Below are 14,807 nucleotides of genomic sequence, written 5' to 3' on the forward strand. Positions count from 1 at the left end.
GCGGCATCAATCCGCCTCCTTGCGTTGCTTCAGCCACAACCGCAGCCCCTGCACGATGAACAGCGACAGGACCATGATGCCCTGGATCACGCCGGACAGGGAGGAGTCCAGGTTGAGTTGCAGGGGCAGCTGGATGGAGCCCACGTTGAGGATGGCGAAGAACAGGCAGATGAACGGCACGAGCGGCAGGCGGAAGGAGGCCATCATGCCCACCAGCAGGGCGGTGTAGCCGTAGCCGGAGGAGATGTTCGGCAGCAGGCGGTGGTAGACGCTCAGGACCTGGGTGGCCCCGGCCAGTCCGGCCAGGCCGCCGCAGAGCATGAAGGCCTGGAGCAGGCGGCGGCGCGGGCCCAGGGCGAACAGGGTGGCGGCCTTGGGGTTCTCGCCCACGGCGCGCATCTTGAGCCCCCATTTGGTGCGGTGGAGCAGGATGTAGACCAGCAGGATGGCGGCGAGCGCCAGGACCAGCCCCACCCAGCTGACGGACAGGGTGCCGAGCCGGGGCAGCCACAGGGAGACGTCCAGGGGCTCGGTCCCGGACATGGAGGCCACGCCGGGCCGCTTCCACGGGCCGAAGATGAGCCACAGGATCACGCCCATGGCCACGAAGTTGAGCCCCAGGCCGGAAAAGATCTCGTGCACCCGGCCGAAGACACGCAGCAGCCCGGAGAGCAGGGCCCAGAAGGCGCCGCCCAGGATGGACGCGGCCAGGGCCAGGAGGATGACCCCCGCGCCGCCGCCGTCGCCGAAGGGGCGCAGGGCCGCGGTGCAGAAGATGGCCCCCATGATGACCTGGCCCTCCACGCCGATGTTCCACAGCCGGGCCGTGAACGGGATGAGCAGCCCCACGGAGCACAGGGTCAGGGGCACCCAGCCCGCGAGCACGCGGCCGACCTTGGACCAGGAGCTCAGGCCGCCCTGGAAGAGCACGTAGATGGTCTTGAACGGCGGAGCCCCGGCGGGCAGGGCCACGATCACGGTCAGGACCAGGGCCAGGACCAGGGCCAGGGCGAGCCAGCCCATCTGGGTCAGGAGGGAATCGCGGTTCACGCCCGTTCCTCCTTGAGTTCGTCGTATCGCTTGCCGGCCATGAGCGCGCCGACCACCTCCATGGAGATGTCCGCGCCCTCGACCACGGCGGCCAGGGCCCGGTCGTAGAAGACGATGACCCGGTGGCTGTGCTCCAGGACCTCCTCGAGGTCCGGGGAGAAGAAGATCAGGGTGGCCCCGTCCGCGCAGCGCCGCTTGAGGTGGTTCCAGACCTGCCGGGCCGAGCCCGCGTCCAGGCCGCGCGTGGGGTGCTCCATGAGCAGGAGCCGGGTCCGGTCCGGGATGAGCGACAGGAGCAGCCGCTGCTGGTTGCCGCCGGACAGCTCCACGGCGCGGGTGTCCGGGTGGGCCTGGAGATTGAACTTGTCCACGCACTGGGAGCGGTAGAATTCGGTCAGGTCGCCGTCCCGGTCGGGGAAGGCCAGGGTGATGTGCTCCATGAGGTTCAGGTCCGGGAACAGGGCCAGGCCCAGGCGGTCGGCGGGTACGAACTGCACCCCGGCCCGGCGCAGGGCCCTGAAGTCGTTGGCCGCGAAGCGGGTCCCGTCCAGGTCGAAGCCGCCGCCGGGCATGCGGTCCAGGCCGCACAGGCCGCGCAGGAAGAGTTCCTGGCCCGAGCCGTCGAGTCCGGCCAGGCCGATGCACTCGCCCGGCCGGGCCGTGAAATTCAGTCCACCCATGGAGTACTTGGGCCCGGCGAAGAGCACGTCGTGCATGGCCAGGCGGGGCGTGTCCGTGGCCGGGGGCAGTTCGGGCAGGGGCTCCACCTCGCCGTCGGCGGCCTCGCCGAACATGAGGTGGACCAGCTCGTGCTCGTCGTAGGGCGGGGTCAGGGTCCCGACCAGCCGCCCCTGGCGCATGATGAAGATGGAGTCGGCCATCTCGAAGGCCTCGGACAGCTTGTGGGTCACGAGCACGATGGTGTGGCCCTCTTCGCGGGCCAGCTTCATGAGCAGGTCGAAGAGGTCCTGCTTCTGCTCCGGGGTGATGCCGGTGGTCGGCTCGTCCAGGATCAGGGTAGTGGCCCCGAGGTCGAGCAGGCGCAGGAGTTCGAGGAGCTGGCGTTCGCCCACGGTCAGGCTGGAGACCGGCTCGTCGGGCAGGAAGCAGGCGTCCAGGCGGAAGGACAGCTCGCCGATGACGTCCACGACCTCCTTTTTGCTGCGTCTGGGGGCGCCCAGCTGGAAGTTCTCCCACACGGGCATGGCCGGGAAGTCCAGCGGGTCCTGGTAGAGCATGCCCACGCCCTTTTCCCGGGCCAGGGCCGGGGTCAGGTGGGTCAGGGTCTCGCCGCCGATGGTAAGCTCCCCGGACGTGGGCCGGGTGTGTCCGGCGAGCACGCGCATGAGCGTGGACTTGCCCGCGCCGTTCTCGCCGACCAGGGCATAGATGCGGCCGGGTTCGAGGGTCAGGCTGATGCCGTCGTTGGCCCGAACCCGGCCGTAGTGCTTATGTATGTCGTGTAAGACGATCATCCCTATTCGGGGGAGGACAGTCCTTCCATGCCCTCAAGCAGCTGCTGCATGTACCAGATCTGCTTGTCGGTGGCCTTTTCCCCGGCCTTCAGGAACGGGGTGCCGTCCTGGTAGTTGAGGGGACCGGTGAACAGGTCCACTTCGCCGGAGCCGAGCTTGGCGATGAACGCGTCCAGGGCGGCCTTGACCTCGGGGGTCACGCCGGGGCCGGGCATGAAGCCCACCGGGGACTCGTCCGGGTTGTTGTAGTCGGCCCAGTAGGGGGCGTCCCACTCGAAGGCGGGCTTGTAGGTCCCGGCGGCCACGGTCTTGGCCAGCTTCAGGAAGCCGGGGCCCCAGTTGAAGTAGGGCACGCCCAGGCAGATGTCGCCCTGGCCCTCGCAGGCCTTCTCGTAGTCGTAGGGCAGGGCCCAGACCTTCTTGCCCGCGTCGGCGCGCTGCTTGGCCACGACCACGTTGTCCGGGGTGTCGATGCCGGAGATGACCACGTCGTAACCGGCGTCATACAGGGAACCGGCCACCTGGGTGGGGTCGGCGGTCACGCCGGGGATGTTGAACCAGAAGCCGATCCACTTGACGTTGAAGGTCAGGTCCTTGGCGTCCTTGCCGCGCACCTCGGTCCAGGCGTAGCGCGCGCCCAGGTAGGCGGCGGACATGAGGCGGCGGGTCTCCTCGTTGATCAGCGGGCCGACCACGCCGATCTTGCCGGTCTGGGTGGTCATGGCTGCGGTGAATCCGGCGAGCATCTTGGAGTAGATCATCTTGCCGAACAGGTTGCCCAGGTTGGCCGGGGCCTTGCCGGTCCAGGCGGCGTCGCCGGACACGTGCACGAAAATCTTGTCGGGGTGCTGGGCGGCGGCTTCGAGGATGCCGTCCTTCATGTCGTCGGAACCGGCGATGATCAGGTCGGCGCCCTTTTCGATCAGGTCGTCGGCCACCTGCGGGATGGTCAGTCCGGGCCGGTCGGCCGGGTTGACCTTGTCGAGGTAGATCAGCTTGGCGCCGTCCATGTGGGCCTCGACGTACTTGCCGCCCTCATACTGGGCCTGGCTGTAGCCCTTGTCGTTGTAGGGGCCGACCAGGATCAGGCCGATGGTGAAATCCTTGGCGAAAGCCAGTCCGGACATGAGCAGGAGCGCGCTCAGGACCAGGGCGGGCAACATGGTGATACGTTTCATCCTCTCCTCCAGATTCGGTGCCCGCCCGTGACGGTGCGCGGCGGTGTGCTGCGGGCTGTTTCGGTGGCGCGGCCCCGGATGGGGCCCGCAAAAAAAACGGCGGGAACGGTGTAGCCGACGCTCCCGCAAAAGTCTATTCTTGGATTAGAAGCCGGGGTCGTGTCAACCGCTTGTTGACCGGTCCGCAAGTCGATGCGCCGGCCGCCGGAGGGCCCGGCCCGTCGGCACGACGCGGAATACTTGACCTCGGCCTTCGGATGTTCTATCTAATGACCCGTCAGCTGGATTGACGAATATGCAGCCGCGCAGCTTTTCATGGATGCGCGGCCTGTATCTTTTTTTACTGTCCGACTGTGAATTCATTTTTTAGTGAGGTTTTTGAACATGGATCGCATTCCCATTTCGAAACAGGGATTTGAAAAGATCTCCCAGGAACTTGAGGACCTCAAGGCCCAGCGTCCGGCCATCATCCAGGCCATCGCCGAGGCGCGCGCGGAAGGCGACCTCTCCGAGAACGCCGGTTACGACGCCGCCCGCGAGCGCCAGGGCATGCTCGAAGCGCGCATCTCCTACATCAACTCGCACATGCCGTTGTTCGACGTGCTCGACCTGGACGCCCTGTCCGGTGAACGGGCCATATTCGGCGCCACCGTGGAGGTCGAGGACATCGACACCGAGGAGCGGCGCACCTTCACCCTGCTCGGCCCGGACGACGCGGACCACAAGAAGGGCTCCATCTCCGTGCTCTCCCCCATGGGCCAGGCGATCCTGGGCAAGGAAGAGGGCGACGAGGTCATCGTGGACGCCCCGCGCGGCCGCATCGAGTACGAGATCGTCTCCGTCCAGTTCCTCGGCGTCGCCGGACTGGGCTTCAAGTAGCGTTCGTCCGCGTTCATCGCACAACCCCGCCCCGTCGTCTCCCGGCGACGGGGCGTTTTCATCATGCAGCCCACACCCGTCCGCCTTACCGGGGAGTTCGACCCCTCCGCCGCCTGCCGGGGCGGGTGCGCCCGCTGCGGCCGGGAGCACGTTCTGCCCGTGGGCCCGGCCCGCGCGCCCGCCCTCGACCTGTTCGAGCGGCTGACCCGCGAGAAGCGCATCGATTTCGAGGCGGCCGAGCCCGACCCCAGGTTCTCCACGGACTACTTGTTCGGCGAGGCGGGCGGCCAGATGTTCGGCGTGCTCGCGGCCCGCGACCGCTCGGGCGCGACCGTCGTGCTCAAGGCCTTCTCCGGCCAGTACAACTCGGTCTGGGACGTGGACGGCTGGGCCCCGCCGCTCCTGGACACGGCCCGCTTCCGGGCCGACACCTTCGAGGCCGAACAGCGCATCAAGGCCATGGGGAGGGAGATCGCCGGGATGCCCCACGGGTCGCCCGCGCGCGACCTGCTGATCTACCGGCGCAGACAGGCGTCCGCCGCCCTGATGCAAGAGATTCACGCCATGTACCGGCTGCCCAATTTCCGGGGCGAGACCGTGCCCCTGCCCCTGGCCGTGCACCCGGCGGGCAACCCGCCCACGGGCACGGGCGACTGTTGCGCGCCCAAGCTCCTGGGCTGGGTCGCCACCCACGGGCTGACCCCGCTCGGCCTGGCCGAGTTCTACTTCGGCCGGACCAACCGCTCGGGCTCGAAGGAGCACGGCCGGTTCTATCCGTCCTGCCTGGACAAGTGCGGCCGCATTCTGGGTTTCATGCTCTGCGGCCTGGAGGGCGCATGACCCCGGCCGACGACCTGAGGATCGTCTACGAGGACGCGGTCGTCGTGGTCGTGGACAAGCCGTCCGGCCTGCTGTCCGTGCCGGGCAAGGGCGAGGCCAACCAGGACTGCGTGGTCGCCCGGGTCAAGGCCCGCCACCCCGGCTGCATCGATCAGCCCTCGGTCCACCGCCTGGACCAGGACACCTCGGGCCTGCTCGTCCTGGCATTGAGCGCCGAGGCCCACCGCGACCTGTCCGGCCAGTTCATGGACCGGCTGGTGGGCAAGCGGTACGTGGCCCTCATCGACGGCGTGGTGGAAGGACAGGGCGGGATCATCGAGCTGAAGTTCCGCCTGGACCCGGACAACCGCCCGTACCAGGTCTACGACCCGGTGAACGGCAAGCGCGGCGTGACCCGCTGGCGCAAATTGTCCGTGGAGGACGGCCGCACCCGCGTGGAGTTCATGCCGCACACCGGCCGGACCCACCAGCTGCGCCTGCACTCGGCCCATGAAAAGGGGCTCGGACTGCCCATCGTCGGCGACCGCCTTTACGGCACCGGCACCGGACCGGGCCAGCTCAAGCTTCACGCCTCGCTGCTGCGCTTCCGCCACCCCGTGACCCGCGCGCCCCTGGAATTCGTCTCCGCGCCCCCGTTCTGAGCCGCGTCCGCCGGTATCAGGTCGGAGCGCGCGGAATACCATTTTTGTGCTTTTTCTCCGGACCGGATCGCCGGGCCCGTCGCGCCCCTCGAAGTGTCCCAGGTTACGGCATTTTTTTCTTTGCATTTCCGTCAACCCCTTTCTGAACGATATGACATGGTTGTGAAAAAATATGATTTTTTTTGCAAAATTGTCATCGCGAAAGACCCAAAAAAGGGTATTAAACTACATTTTCGTAGTAAAATACGCCCCCGCAAGAAATGCGTTCCGCGTATCTGCCTGGATATACGCTCTTTTCATTGTTTGGCATGTAACTTGGTATAAACCGCGTCTAGACAACAAGGGTCAGGCGCCCTTTGGCCCGGCCGGACGCCGGAAAACCCATATTCATGCCTGAAGGAGAATTACATGAGCGGATACCAGACTCGTCAGAACGCAATCAATGCGGTGACCAACTACAAACCCAGCATCGAGCCCCTGAATTTCGCGGAGACCTCCCCGGCGGAGATCTTCGGTTCCAACGTCTTCAACGACAAGGTCATGAAGGCCATGCTGCCCAGGGAGGTCTACAAATCCCTGATGAAGACCAAACTGGCCGGCGAGAAGATGGATCCGTCCATCGCCGGACCCGTGGCCGCCGCCATGCGCGAGTGGGCCATGGCCAAGGGTGCGACCCATTACACCCACGTCTTCTATCCGCTGACCGGCCTGACCGCCGAGAAGCATGACAGCTTCCTGAACCCCGACGGCGCCGGCGGGGCCATCGCCGAGTTCGAGGGCAAGCTCCTGATCCAGGGTGAGCCCGACGCCTCCTCCTTCCCGTCCGGCGGCCTGCGCGCCACCTTCGAAGCCCGCGGCTACACCGCCTGGGACGTGACCAACCCGGCCTACATCCTGGAGAACCCCAACGGCACCTTCCTGTGCATCCCGACCGCCTTCGTCTCCTGGAAAGGCCATGCCCTGGACAAGAAGACCCCGCTGCTGCGCGCCAACCAGGCCCTGAACAAGGCCGGCCGCCGCTTCCTCAAGCTGTTCGGCTCCGACGACGGCTCCCTGGTCGTGTCCAACGCCGGTCCGGAACAGGAATACTTCCTGCTCGACCGCAACTTCTTCTTCGCCCGTCCCGACCTGATGGTCTGCGGCCGGACCCTGTTCGGCGCCAAGCCCTCCAAGGGCCAGGAGCTGGACGACCACTACTTCGGCGCCATCCCGCGCCGCGTGCTCTCCTTCATGATGGAGGTCGAGCGTGAACTGTACAAGCTGGGCGTGCCGGTCAAGACCCGCCACAACGAAGTGGCCCCCGGCCAGTTCGAGATCGCCCCGGTCTACGAGCAGTCCAACCTGGCCACCGACCACAACCAGATGGTCATGACCACCCTGAAGTCCGTGGCCAAGAAGCACGGCATGGCCTGCCTGCTGCACGAGAAGCCCTTCGCGGGCATCAACGGCTCCGGCAAGCACCTGAACTACTCCATCTCCACCTCCTCCCAGGGCTCCCTGTACTCCCCGGGCAACACCCCGCACAAGAACATGCAGTTCCTGGCGGTCACCGCGGCCACCATCCGCGCCGTGGAAAAATACGCCAAGCTGCTCCGCGCCGTGGTCGCCTCTGCGGGCAACGACCACCGTCTGGGCGCCAACGAAGCGCCCCCGGCCATCATCTCCATCTTCCTGGGCGAAGAACTGGCCGAGATCTTCAACCAGATCGAACTGGGCGACCTCAAGGGCTGCAAGGCCAAGGGCTGCCTCGAGATGGGCGTCGATTCCCTGCCCCCGCTGCCGCTGGATTCCGGCGACCGCAACCGCACCTCTCCCTTCGCCTTCACCGGCAACCGCTTCGAGTTCCGCGCGGTCGGCTCCAACCAGTCCATCGCCGGCGCCCAGGTGGCCCTGAACACCATCCTGGCCGAGTCCCTGGACTTCATCACCGACGAGATCCTGAAGATCACCGGCGGCAAGAAGGCCGGTCTCAAGGAAGCCTGCCAGAAGGTCCTGCAGGGCATCATGAAGAAGCACGGCCACGTCATCTTCAACGGTGACGGCTACGCCGACGCATGGCAGAAGGAAGCCGCCAAGCGCGGTCTGCCCAACCTGAAGACCACCCCGGACGCCCTGCCCGCCATCATCGACAAGGAAGTGGTCGCGGTCTTCGAGAAGTACGGCGTCCTGTCCAAGGACGAGCTGCACTCCCGCTACGAGATCTACCACGAGCAGTACTGCCAGCACATCGTCACCGAGTCCCTGCTGACCGTGAAGGTCGCCAAGACCATCATCCTGCCCTCGGCCATCCGCTACCAGGGCGAACTGGCCCAGGTCGCCGCGTCCATCAAGGCCATCGGCATCGAGCCCCGGACCATCCTGCTCCAGGAAGTCACCGACAAGCTGCGTGACCTCCAGCAGAACATCGTGGCCCTGGAGAAGATCATCGCCAAGGACGACTTCAAGACCGTGGAAGAGGATGCCAAGTACAAGGTCGAAAAGACCCTGCCCGCCATGCTCGCCGTCCGCGAAGTGGTCGACGCCCTCGAAGGCATCGTGGCCGACGATCTGTGGCCCCTGCCCAGCTACCAGGAAATGCTCTTCATTAAGTAAGCGCGCTCCTGCCAAACGCAAAAACAAGGGTCCCGGCGATGCCGGGGCCCTTTTTTTGCGTTTGTCGGAGCGCGCCGCGGCTTCCGATAGCGGGCCATCCGCACATTTTTTCCGGGGGGCTTTCATCCTCACGTATGCCGCAATACGCTGCGGTGAAAGCCCCCCGGAAGAAAATGCACGGCTGACCCACTCTCGAAAGCCTCGCTACATACGGTCGCGGGGGAGAGCCGCTGTCGGGTGCCTGTGGCACCCGAATCGCTCCAAAGAGAAGAGGGGGCGGTGCGTGTGGGGAGAGTTGCTGTCGGGTGGCTGCGCCGCCCGAATCGCCCGAAGGGGAGAGGGGGGGGACACGTGGAAAGCGCTGCTGTCGGGTGCCGGTGGCACCCGAGTCGCTCCAGGGGGGGAGGAGCCGGTGTGGGGGCCGGTGAAACCCGAGTCGGGGCTAGTCCTGTTTGTCCTCGGGGGTGTTCAGCAGGCGGATTTCCCGTTGGGGGAAGGGGATGGTGATGTTGTTTTCCTTGAAGGAATCCCAGATGTTGAAGAGGACTTCGCTCTTGACGTTGCCCACGCCGCAGTTGGCGTCCGAGATCCAGACGCACAGTTCCATGTCGATGGACGAGTCCCCGAATCCGGCCAGGCGGGCCTTGGGCTCGGGAATCTTGAGGATGCGGCTGGTCCGTGAGGCCGCCTCTTCCAGGAGGGTCTTGACCTGGTGCGGATCGGATTCATACGACACGCCCACCGGGATGATCAGGCGGATGTCCTTGTTGGAATACGTCCAGTTGACCACCTCGTTGGTGATCATCCGCTCGTTGGGGATGAGGTATTCCTTCCCGTCCCTGGTCAACACCGAGGCGTAGCGGGCGAACATGTGGTGGACCGTGCCGAAGACCCCGCCCACCTCGATGGTGTCGCCGGGCTTGATGGACTTGTCGGCCAACAGGAGGATGCCCGCTATGTAATTGGAAAAGATGGTTTTCAGCCCGAAGCCGACACCCACGCCCACGGCGCTCGAAAAGATGGCGAAGCTGGTCAGGTCGATGCCCACGCTGGACATGGCCAGCAGCAGTGCGGCGGTGTACAGGACGACGTTGACCAACTTGCCGGTGAGCACCTGGAGAGAGGGCGACAGCCCGGTGCTCGTCCGGATCCACCGGGCCACGAGCCGGGAGACGGCCGAGGCGATCTGGAGGCAGAGGACGGCCAGGAACACGCCCTTGATGGCCCCGTACAGGGAGATGGCCGTGCCGCCCACGGACAGGGTCAGCCCCTGGAGGTAGGCGGTCAGGGGGGCCTGGAGCCCGCAGACCTGGAGCAGGGCCATGAGCCAGATGAGCACGGCCACGAGCCTGGACAGGACGCGGTTGGGGATGAGCAGGGTCAGCAGCCGGATGGCCACCCAGGCCAGGGCCAGGTCGCTGGCCGCGAACATCCAGCGCGGAAAGTGATCCAGGAGCACGGACAGGCCGATGCAGACCTGGGCGAAGGCCACGAAGGCCAGGCTGGCGCCCACCCCGGTGGGGGCGAGAATCAGGGAGCGCACGACCTCGTTGCGCACGGAGCGCCCGATCCAGGCCACGAACCTCGGCCGGGTGAACCTGCCGAGCACATAGGCCCCGGCCAGGCCCGCGACGATGCACGACCACTCCACGGCCGCGTGGACCGTCAGCAGGTTCACCTGCAACCACTCGATCACCTGGTTGTAATAGTATTCGATACCCGGCTCCATGGGCATTCCTTCCGGCGTCAGCCTATTGTATCTCGCACAGGTATTCCTGGATGGACTCGTTGCCCTTGGCGTCCGCGATCTTGATCTCGAGCTTGAACCGGCCCGAGGGGATCTCCACGTTGTCGGCCTTGATGGCGTTCCCTTCGAGATAGGGGGCCAGCCGGTCGGTCAGGTTCTTGGAGAACCAGCCCTTGCACGCCCGGATGTTAAGGGTCTTCATGTCCACCCGGGCCACGCCGTCCTGGAACAGGATGAGCAGGCGCAGCCTGGACGGCGACTCGATGACCAGCCCGTTGTCGGTGTCCTTGACCGAGGGCGTCTCGAACACGATCTTCGGGCCCACGCCGAAGCCGATGCCCTTGGAGGCCACGCCCTGCGCCCATTCGGCGTCGTCCAGGGCGAGGTCCTTGGCCTCTTCCGCCGAGAACAGGGTGAGGGGACCGGCGACGGAGATGGAAGGAAGGGCCAGCACAACGGCCAGCAGGCTCGCGGCCAGGAAAATATGGATTGCCTTGTTCATGATATCCCTCCTAGTTGTCGGATTGGGTCTGTTCCTTGCGCTCGAAGACCACCTTGTCGATGATCCCGTTGCCCTTCTGGTAGAAGACCAGCGCGTTGTAGTCCTCCACCGGGGAATACAGGGCGATGTCCTTGAGGTAGTCGTAGGCGGCCACGAGCATGGACAGGACCTCGGAGAAGACGCCCTTGTCCTGGCTCACGGGCACGAGCTTCACGCTCCCGCCGTACTCCGCGACCTTGGAAAACCAGTTGTCCAGCCGCTTGGGGATGGAGTTCAGGGTGATGGCCGCCGGAAAGACCAGGGTCACCGCGGGGTAGTCCCCGGCCAGGCTGGCGGACAGCTGCTTGTCGAAACTCGCGGAGTCGAAGAACTCCACCTGTTCCAGGGGCTCGATGACGGCCGGATGCTTTTTGGGGGCGCAGGCGGCCAGCAGGGCGGCGCAGAGCAGGACGGCCGCGGCCAGGGACATGAATGTCTTCGTCGTATGGAACATGGCTCCTCCGTGGGGCTTGGGCGATGTGTCGGTGATGGGCGCCGTGGCGGTTACCTGATCTTGAGCAGGACGATGCCGGCCCCGTAGGGCTTGCTTTCGGGGCGGGCCGGTTGGGCCGGTTGCGCCGTTTCCGCTTCGGGCTTCTCCTGGGCGTCGATCACGACGAAGCCGCGCGTGGAGGCCTGGTCCATGGTCCGGAACGCGCCGTCCCCGTACCCCTGACGGTAGAAGTTCACCGGGAACGGGGAGTGGAAGACCGCGATGAGCGCCTTGCCCGCGGGCGGGGCGGCGGCCAGCTCGAAGGCGTCGCCCTGCGCGGGGATGGCCACGGTCAGGCCCGCCTTGACCAGGTTCTCGGGATGGAACTTGTTGGGGAAGAGGATGGTGGGCGCCTTGTCGCCGGGCTGGATGGTGACCACGTTGAGGTAGCCGTCGGTCCGGGGGGTGCAGGTGATGCGTAGCGGATCGCCGACCTTGAAGACCGTGCCGTTGGTCCCGACCTTGACGTCATAGGCGGCGTGGCCCGCGATCTTGCGGATCTGGGTGATCCAGTCCTCGGGCGCGGCCTCCTTCGGGACGAAGAGATTCTTTTCGTTGTGGGCGGCGTCGCCCACCAGGGCCGGGCTGTAGACCATGGCCGGTTCGGGCACGACGTCCGCTATGTACCGGGTGGTCTCGGCGTAGAGCTTGGACATGTCCAGGCGCCGGTCCTTGGCCGCCTGCTCGACCGCCCGCTCGATACCCAGGGTGAAGAAGCTGCCCTTGGTGGAGGCCTGGGCCCGCTGGTTGTCCTGGGCGGCGCTCAGGGCCGAATAGTTGAGCGGCTCGGCCGTGTCCATGGACTTGTTGAACAGGGGCAGGGACCGGCTGGCCCTCGGCATGCCCGGATATTCAAGGAACTTGGGCACGATGCCCGCGTGCCGGGCGGTCAGGCTCCGGGTGGCGGTGCCGCTGTGGCAGGCGTCGATGAGAATGAAGACGTTGGCGGAACGCATGCGCTTGAGCATGTCGCGGAACATGTCGTCCACCAGGACGTTCTTGAGCGTGTTCACCCCGAGGGCCACGTCGTTGCAGACCAGGACCTCGTCCGCGTTGTCGGTTTCGTCCTTGTCCTTATCGTATATCTGCGAGCCGTGCCCGCTGAAATAGAACAGGGCGCGTTCGTCGGGGCCCACGCCGGCGATGAGCCACTCGTCCACGGCGGCCTGGATGTTCTTGAGCGTGGCCTGGTCGTCCGTCAGGACCCTGATGTTTTCCGGCTTGTACCCGAGGGTCAGGGCGACCTTGCGCATGGTCTCGACATCCTTGTCGATACCGGGCAGGTCGATGCCCTTCATCCGGTATTTGCCGATGCCGATGAGCAGGGCCTTGTCGGCTGCGTTGGCGGGTGTTGCGGGGAGGATCAGGAGGCAGAGAACAATGAAGAGAAGCAGTCGTTTCATGGCGTGGTGGCCCTTTAAAAAATTGTTAACAAAAATAATTTCATAGAATGCATCAATAATCAATACCGCGTTGCTCGTCATAATGAGACGGACAGGTGAGGATTTTTTTCCGCAGGTGACCTTTTTCCCCACGGGTTGCGTAACGCGAGACAACCCGCTATCTCTACGGACGGGGAAAAACTGTCTGCAAATCAGGGATGTTCACGCCTGTGAAGTGGAAAGACGAGATGTTGGCGAATTGGGAAAGGCTGGCCGCGTTGTCGCGCAGGCGCTTTTCCGACGAGAATCTGGCCGATGAGGCCCTGCTCTACGTCTCGGGCGAGCTGGAGCGGGACGACTGGAAGCGGCTCAGGTCCTTCGAGGGGCGGTCCAGCTTCGGTTCGTACCTGCTGCACGTCGCCGCCCGGCTGCTGGAGGATTTTTCGCGGAAAAAGTTCGGCAGGGTCCGTCCCAACAAGTGGGTCCTTGAGCGGGGCGGCATCTGGCTGACCCTGTTCAGGATGCTCTGCCTGGAACGGCAGGACGGCGAGCGGGTGGCGGACGTCCTGGCGGCGGGCGCGCCCGGCGGGCGGTCCAGGGACTTTGTGCGCAGGGCCGTGGTGGACATCCGGGTGCACGTGCCCGACTGCGGCAGGTCCACCCTGCCCCTGGCCGCCGACGGAGTGTCCGTGGACGACCTGCCCGGCGACGGCCAAGCGGCCGGGACCGGCAATCCGGCAGCAGACCTGAGCGGACGGCAGCGGGAGAGCGTCCTGGCCAGCCTGTCCTGGATGGTGGGCGACGAACTCGCCCCGGAGAACGGGGCGGCCACCCGCCTGGCGGACAAGGTCGCGGACGCGGGCCGGACCCTGCGGCTCGACGCGGAGGACCGGCTGTTCCTGAAGATGATCTACCGCGAGGGCATGAACGTCAGCGCGGCGGGCCGGATGCTCGAATGGTCGGCGTCCCGGTCGCACAGCCGGTTGAAGTCGCTGTTGCGGGAGCTCCGGGAGGCCTTTGACGGCGCGGGCATCGGCGAGGAAATTTTCGCCCTGATAACGAATGCATAGGACAAAGATGCAGAGGACGAATCGGCATATGGCGCACCATCTGAGCGACGAACAACTGGCCGAACTGGGTCTGGCCGCGACGGAAGGAACCGGGCATCCCGGCCCCTGCCCGTCCGCCGAGGATCTGGCCGCACTGCGGGAGGGCCGCCTGGACGCGGCCCGCCGGGCCGAAATCCTGGCCCATCTCGACGGTTGCGCCGAATGCGTGGCCCGGTGGCTGGCCGTGTCGTCGGTGGACGCATCCTCGGAGGACGCGCCGGAGCGGGCCGTCCCGGCCCCCAGGGCCGTGTCGCCGGTCTTTGTCCGGACCGTGGCCGTGATTGCGGCCGTTGCCGCCTGCGTGTTTTTCGTCATCCGTCTCTTTCCCCCGAGCGGGGGCGGGCCGGACTTCGCGCGCTCCGTGGACGCCGGGTACCGGCTCGTGCTGGACGATCCCCGGTTGTACGCCGCCCTGAGCGGCCCGGTCCGGGAGCTGGCCGCGTCCGGCGGGGTGCGGTCCGCCGGGACCCCGGCCGAAGGCGCGTTCGAGGCCGGGTGGGCGGCGGGCCTGGCCGCGCTGGGCCGGGGCAGGGAAGGGGTTGCCGCGCCTTCCGGCAACGCGCGCGCGGAGTACGTCTTTGCGGCGGGACGGTGGAGCGTCCTGGTTCATGCGGCGCTGGACGCGGAGGTCCCGTCCGGCGGGAATTTCTGGAAGGAGCAGGCGCGGACCGCCGGGCTGTTCCAGGAGCGGACGGCCGCGCTCGCGCCTGGGGACGAGACCCGGCACCGGGCCCTGTGGGGGGACCTGGCGGCGGTCCTGGACCGTCTGGCCGACGGTTCCGCCACGGCGCGGGACCGGGACCGGCTGTGCAGGCTCCTGGGCGGGCTCGGTCGGGTCATGGGGGAATCGGACCTCGGCGCCTGACGAAAAAACCGGGCC

General features: G+C 66.2%; 13 protein-coding genes. 6 read left to right on the forward strand and 7 right to left on the reverse strand.

The annotated features are described in order from the left end of the window. Window positions 1-6 precede the first annotated feature (6 nt). The 3 genes from DND132_RS14635 to DND132_RS14645 are packed head-to-tail and all read right to left on the reverse strand — an operon-like array spanning window position 7 to window position 3,703. Window positions 7-1,050, reverse strand: coding sequence for an ABC transporter permease (locus DND132_RS14635; protein ID WP_014323530.1), 1,044 nt, complete (start codon window positions 1,048-1,050; stop codon window positions 7-9). Beyond that, window positions 1,047-2,525 (reverse strand): ATP-binding cassette domain-containing protein, encoded by a 1,479-nt coding sequence (locus DND132_RS14640; RefSeq protein WP_014323531.1) that lies wholly within the window; start codon window positions 2,523-2,525, stop codon window positions 1,047-1,049. The genes DND132_RS14635 and DND132_RS14640 overlap by 4 nt, the downstream gene beginning before the upstream one ends. Before the next feature lie 2 nt (window positions 2,526-2,527). Further along, entirely contained in the window at window positions 2,528-3,703 is a 1,176-nt protein-coding gene (locus DND132_RS14645; RefSeq protein ID WP_014323532.1) for a BMP family lipoprotein, read from the reverse strand. 384 nt (window positions 3,704-4,087) lie between these two features. Here DND132_RS14645 and greA point away from each other — a divergent pair, with 384 nt between their 5' ends. The 4 genes from greA (at window position 4,088) to DND132_RS14665 (ending at window position 8,655) form a co-directional block, all read left to right on the forward strand. Beyond that, the gene (gene greA / locus DND132_RS14650) at window positions 4,088-4,582 is read left to right on the forward strand and encodes a transcription elongation factor GreA (protein WP_014323533.1); all 495 of its coding nucleotides are present in this window, start codon (window positions 4,088-4,090) and stop codon (window positions 4,580-4,582) included. Window positions 4,583-4,645: 63 nt separating this feature from the next. Continuing rightward, a complete protein-coding gene (locus tag DND132_RS14655) occupies window positions 4,646-5,422 on the forward strand; it encodes a hypothetical protein (protein ID WP_014323534.1) in 777 nt (258 codons plus the stop codon). Next, on the forward strand, window positions 5,419-6,063 hold the full coding sequence (locus DND132_RS14660; RefSeq protein ID WP_014323535.1) for an RluA family pseudouridine synthase: 645 nt from the start codon (window positions 5,419-5,421) through the stop codon (window positions 6,061-6,063). Before DND132_RS14655 ends, DND132_RS14660 begins: the two co-directional genes overlap by 4 nt. Window positions 6,064-6,471: 408 nt before the next feature. After that, a complete protein-coding gene (locus DND132_RS14665; RefSeq protein ID WP_014323536.1) occupies window positions 6,472-8,655 on the forward strand; it encodes a glutamine synthetase III family protein in 2,184 nt (727 codons plus the stop codon). Between the two features lie 442 nt (window positions 8,656-9,097). On the opposite strand, the gene DND132_RS14670 is transcribed toward DND132_RS14665, so the two are convergent. Genes DND132_RS14670 through DND132_RS14685 form a run of 4 tightly spaced genes read right to left on the reverse strand, consistent with a single transcriptional unit; the run spans window position 9,098 to window position 12,839 of the window. Continuing rightward, a complete protein-coding gene (locus DND132_RS14670; RefSeq protein ID WP_014323537.1) occupies window positions 9,098-10,384 on the reverse strand; it encodes a mechanosensitive ion channel family protein in 1,287 nt (428 codons plus the stop codon). A 22-nt stretch (window positions 10,385-10,406) separates the two neighbouring features. After that, a complete protein-coding gene (locus DND132_RS14675; protein WP_014323538.1) occupies window positions 10,407-10,904 on the reverse strand; it encodes a hypothetical protein in 498 nt (165 codons plus the stop codon). A gap of 10 nt (window positions 10,905-10,914) precedes the next feature. After that, on the reverse strand, window positions 10,915-11,397 hold the full coding sequence (locus DND132_RS14680) for a hypothetical protein (RefSeq protein WP_014323539.1): 483 nt from the start codon (window positions 11,395-11,397) through the stop codon (window positions 10,915-10,917). A 50-nt stretch (window positions 11,398-11,447) separates the two neighbouring features. Then, the gene (locus DND132_RS14685) at window positions 11,448-12,839 is read right to left on the reverse strand and encodes a caspase family protein (protein WP_014323540.1); all 1,392 of its coding nucleotides are present in this window, start codon (window positions 12,837-12,839) and stop codon (window positions 11,448-11,450) included. A gap of 227 nt (window positions 12,840-13,066) precedes the next feature. Between DND132_RS14685 and DND132_RS18365 the strand changes: the two genes are divergently transcribed. Beyond that, window positions 13,067-13,888, forward strand: a complete 822-nt coding sequence (locus tag DND132_RS18365; protein WP_014323541.1) for a hypothetical protein — start codon at window positions 13,067-13,069, stop codon at window positions 13,886-13,888. Window positions 13,889-13,916: 28 nt separating this feature from the next. Beyond that, window positions 13,917-14,792 carry an anti-sigma factor gene (locus DND132_RS18590; protein ID WP_041915820.1) on the forward strand — a complete coding sequence of 292 codons (876 nt, stop codon included), beginning with the start codon at window positions 13,917-13,919 and terminating at the stop codon, window positions 14,790-14,792. The last annotated feature ends 15 nt before the right edge of the window (window positions 14,793-14,807 follow it).

This window comes from Pseudodesulfovibrio mercurii, assembly GCF_000189295.2.
GTDB lineage: Bacteria > Desulfobacterota > Desulfovibrionia > Desulfovibrionales > Desulfovibrionaceae > Pseudodesulfovibrio > Pseudodesulfovibrio mercurii.

Excerpts from the sequence above, each read along its gene's own strand:
- DND132_RS14640 (WP_014323531.1), bottom strand. The coding sequence starts at position 2,525 with ATGATCGTCTTACACGACATACATAAGCACTACGGCCGGGTTCGGGCC.
- DND132_RS14645 (WP_014323532.1), bottom strand. The coding sequence starts at position 3,703 with ATGAAACGTATCACCATGTTGCCCGCCCTGGTCCTGAGCGCGCTCCTG.
- greA (WP_014323533.1), top strand. The coding sequence starts at position 4,088 with ATGGATCGCATTCCCATTTCGAAACAGGGATTTGAAAAGATCTCCCAG.
- DND132_RS14655 (WP_014323534.1), top strand. The coding sequence starts at position 4,646 with ATGCAGCCCACACCCGTCCGCCTTACCGGGGAGTTCGACCCCTCCGCC.
- DND132_RS14660 (WP_014323535.1), top strand. The coding sequence starts at position 5,419 with ATGACCCCGGCCGACGACCTGAGGATCGTCTACGAGGACGCGGTCGTC.
- DND132_RS14665 (WP_014323536.1), top strand. The coding sequence starts at position 6,472 with ATGAGCGGATACCAGACTCGTCAGAACGCAATCAATGCGGTGACCAAC.
- DND132_RS14670 (WP_014323537.1), bottom strand. The coding sequence starts at position 10,384 with ATGGAGCCGGGTATCGAATACTATTACAACCAGGTGATCGAGTGGTTG.
- DND132_RS14675 (WP_014323538.1), bottom strand. The coding sequence starts at position 10,904 with ATGAACAAGGCAATCCATATTTTCCTGGCCGCGAGCCTGCTGGCCGTT.
- DND132_RS14680 (WP_014323539.1), bottom strand. The coding sequence starts at position 11,397 with ATGTTCCATACGACGAAGACATTCATGTCCCTGGCCGCGGCCGTCCTG.
- DND132_RS14685 (WP_014323540.1), bottom strand. The coding sequence starts at position 12,839 with ATGAAACGACTGCTTCTCTTCATTGTTCTCTGCCTCCTGATCCTCCCC.
- DND132_RS18365 (WP_014323541.1), top strand. The coding sequence starts at position 13,067 with ATGTTGGCGAATTGGGAAAGGCTGGCCGCGTTGTCGCGCAGGCGCTTT.
- DND132_RS18590 (WP_041915820.1), top strand. The coding sequence starts at position 13,917 with ATGGCGCACCATCTGAGCGACGAACAACTGGCCGAACTGGGTCTGGCC.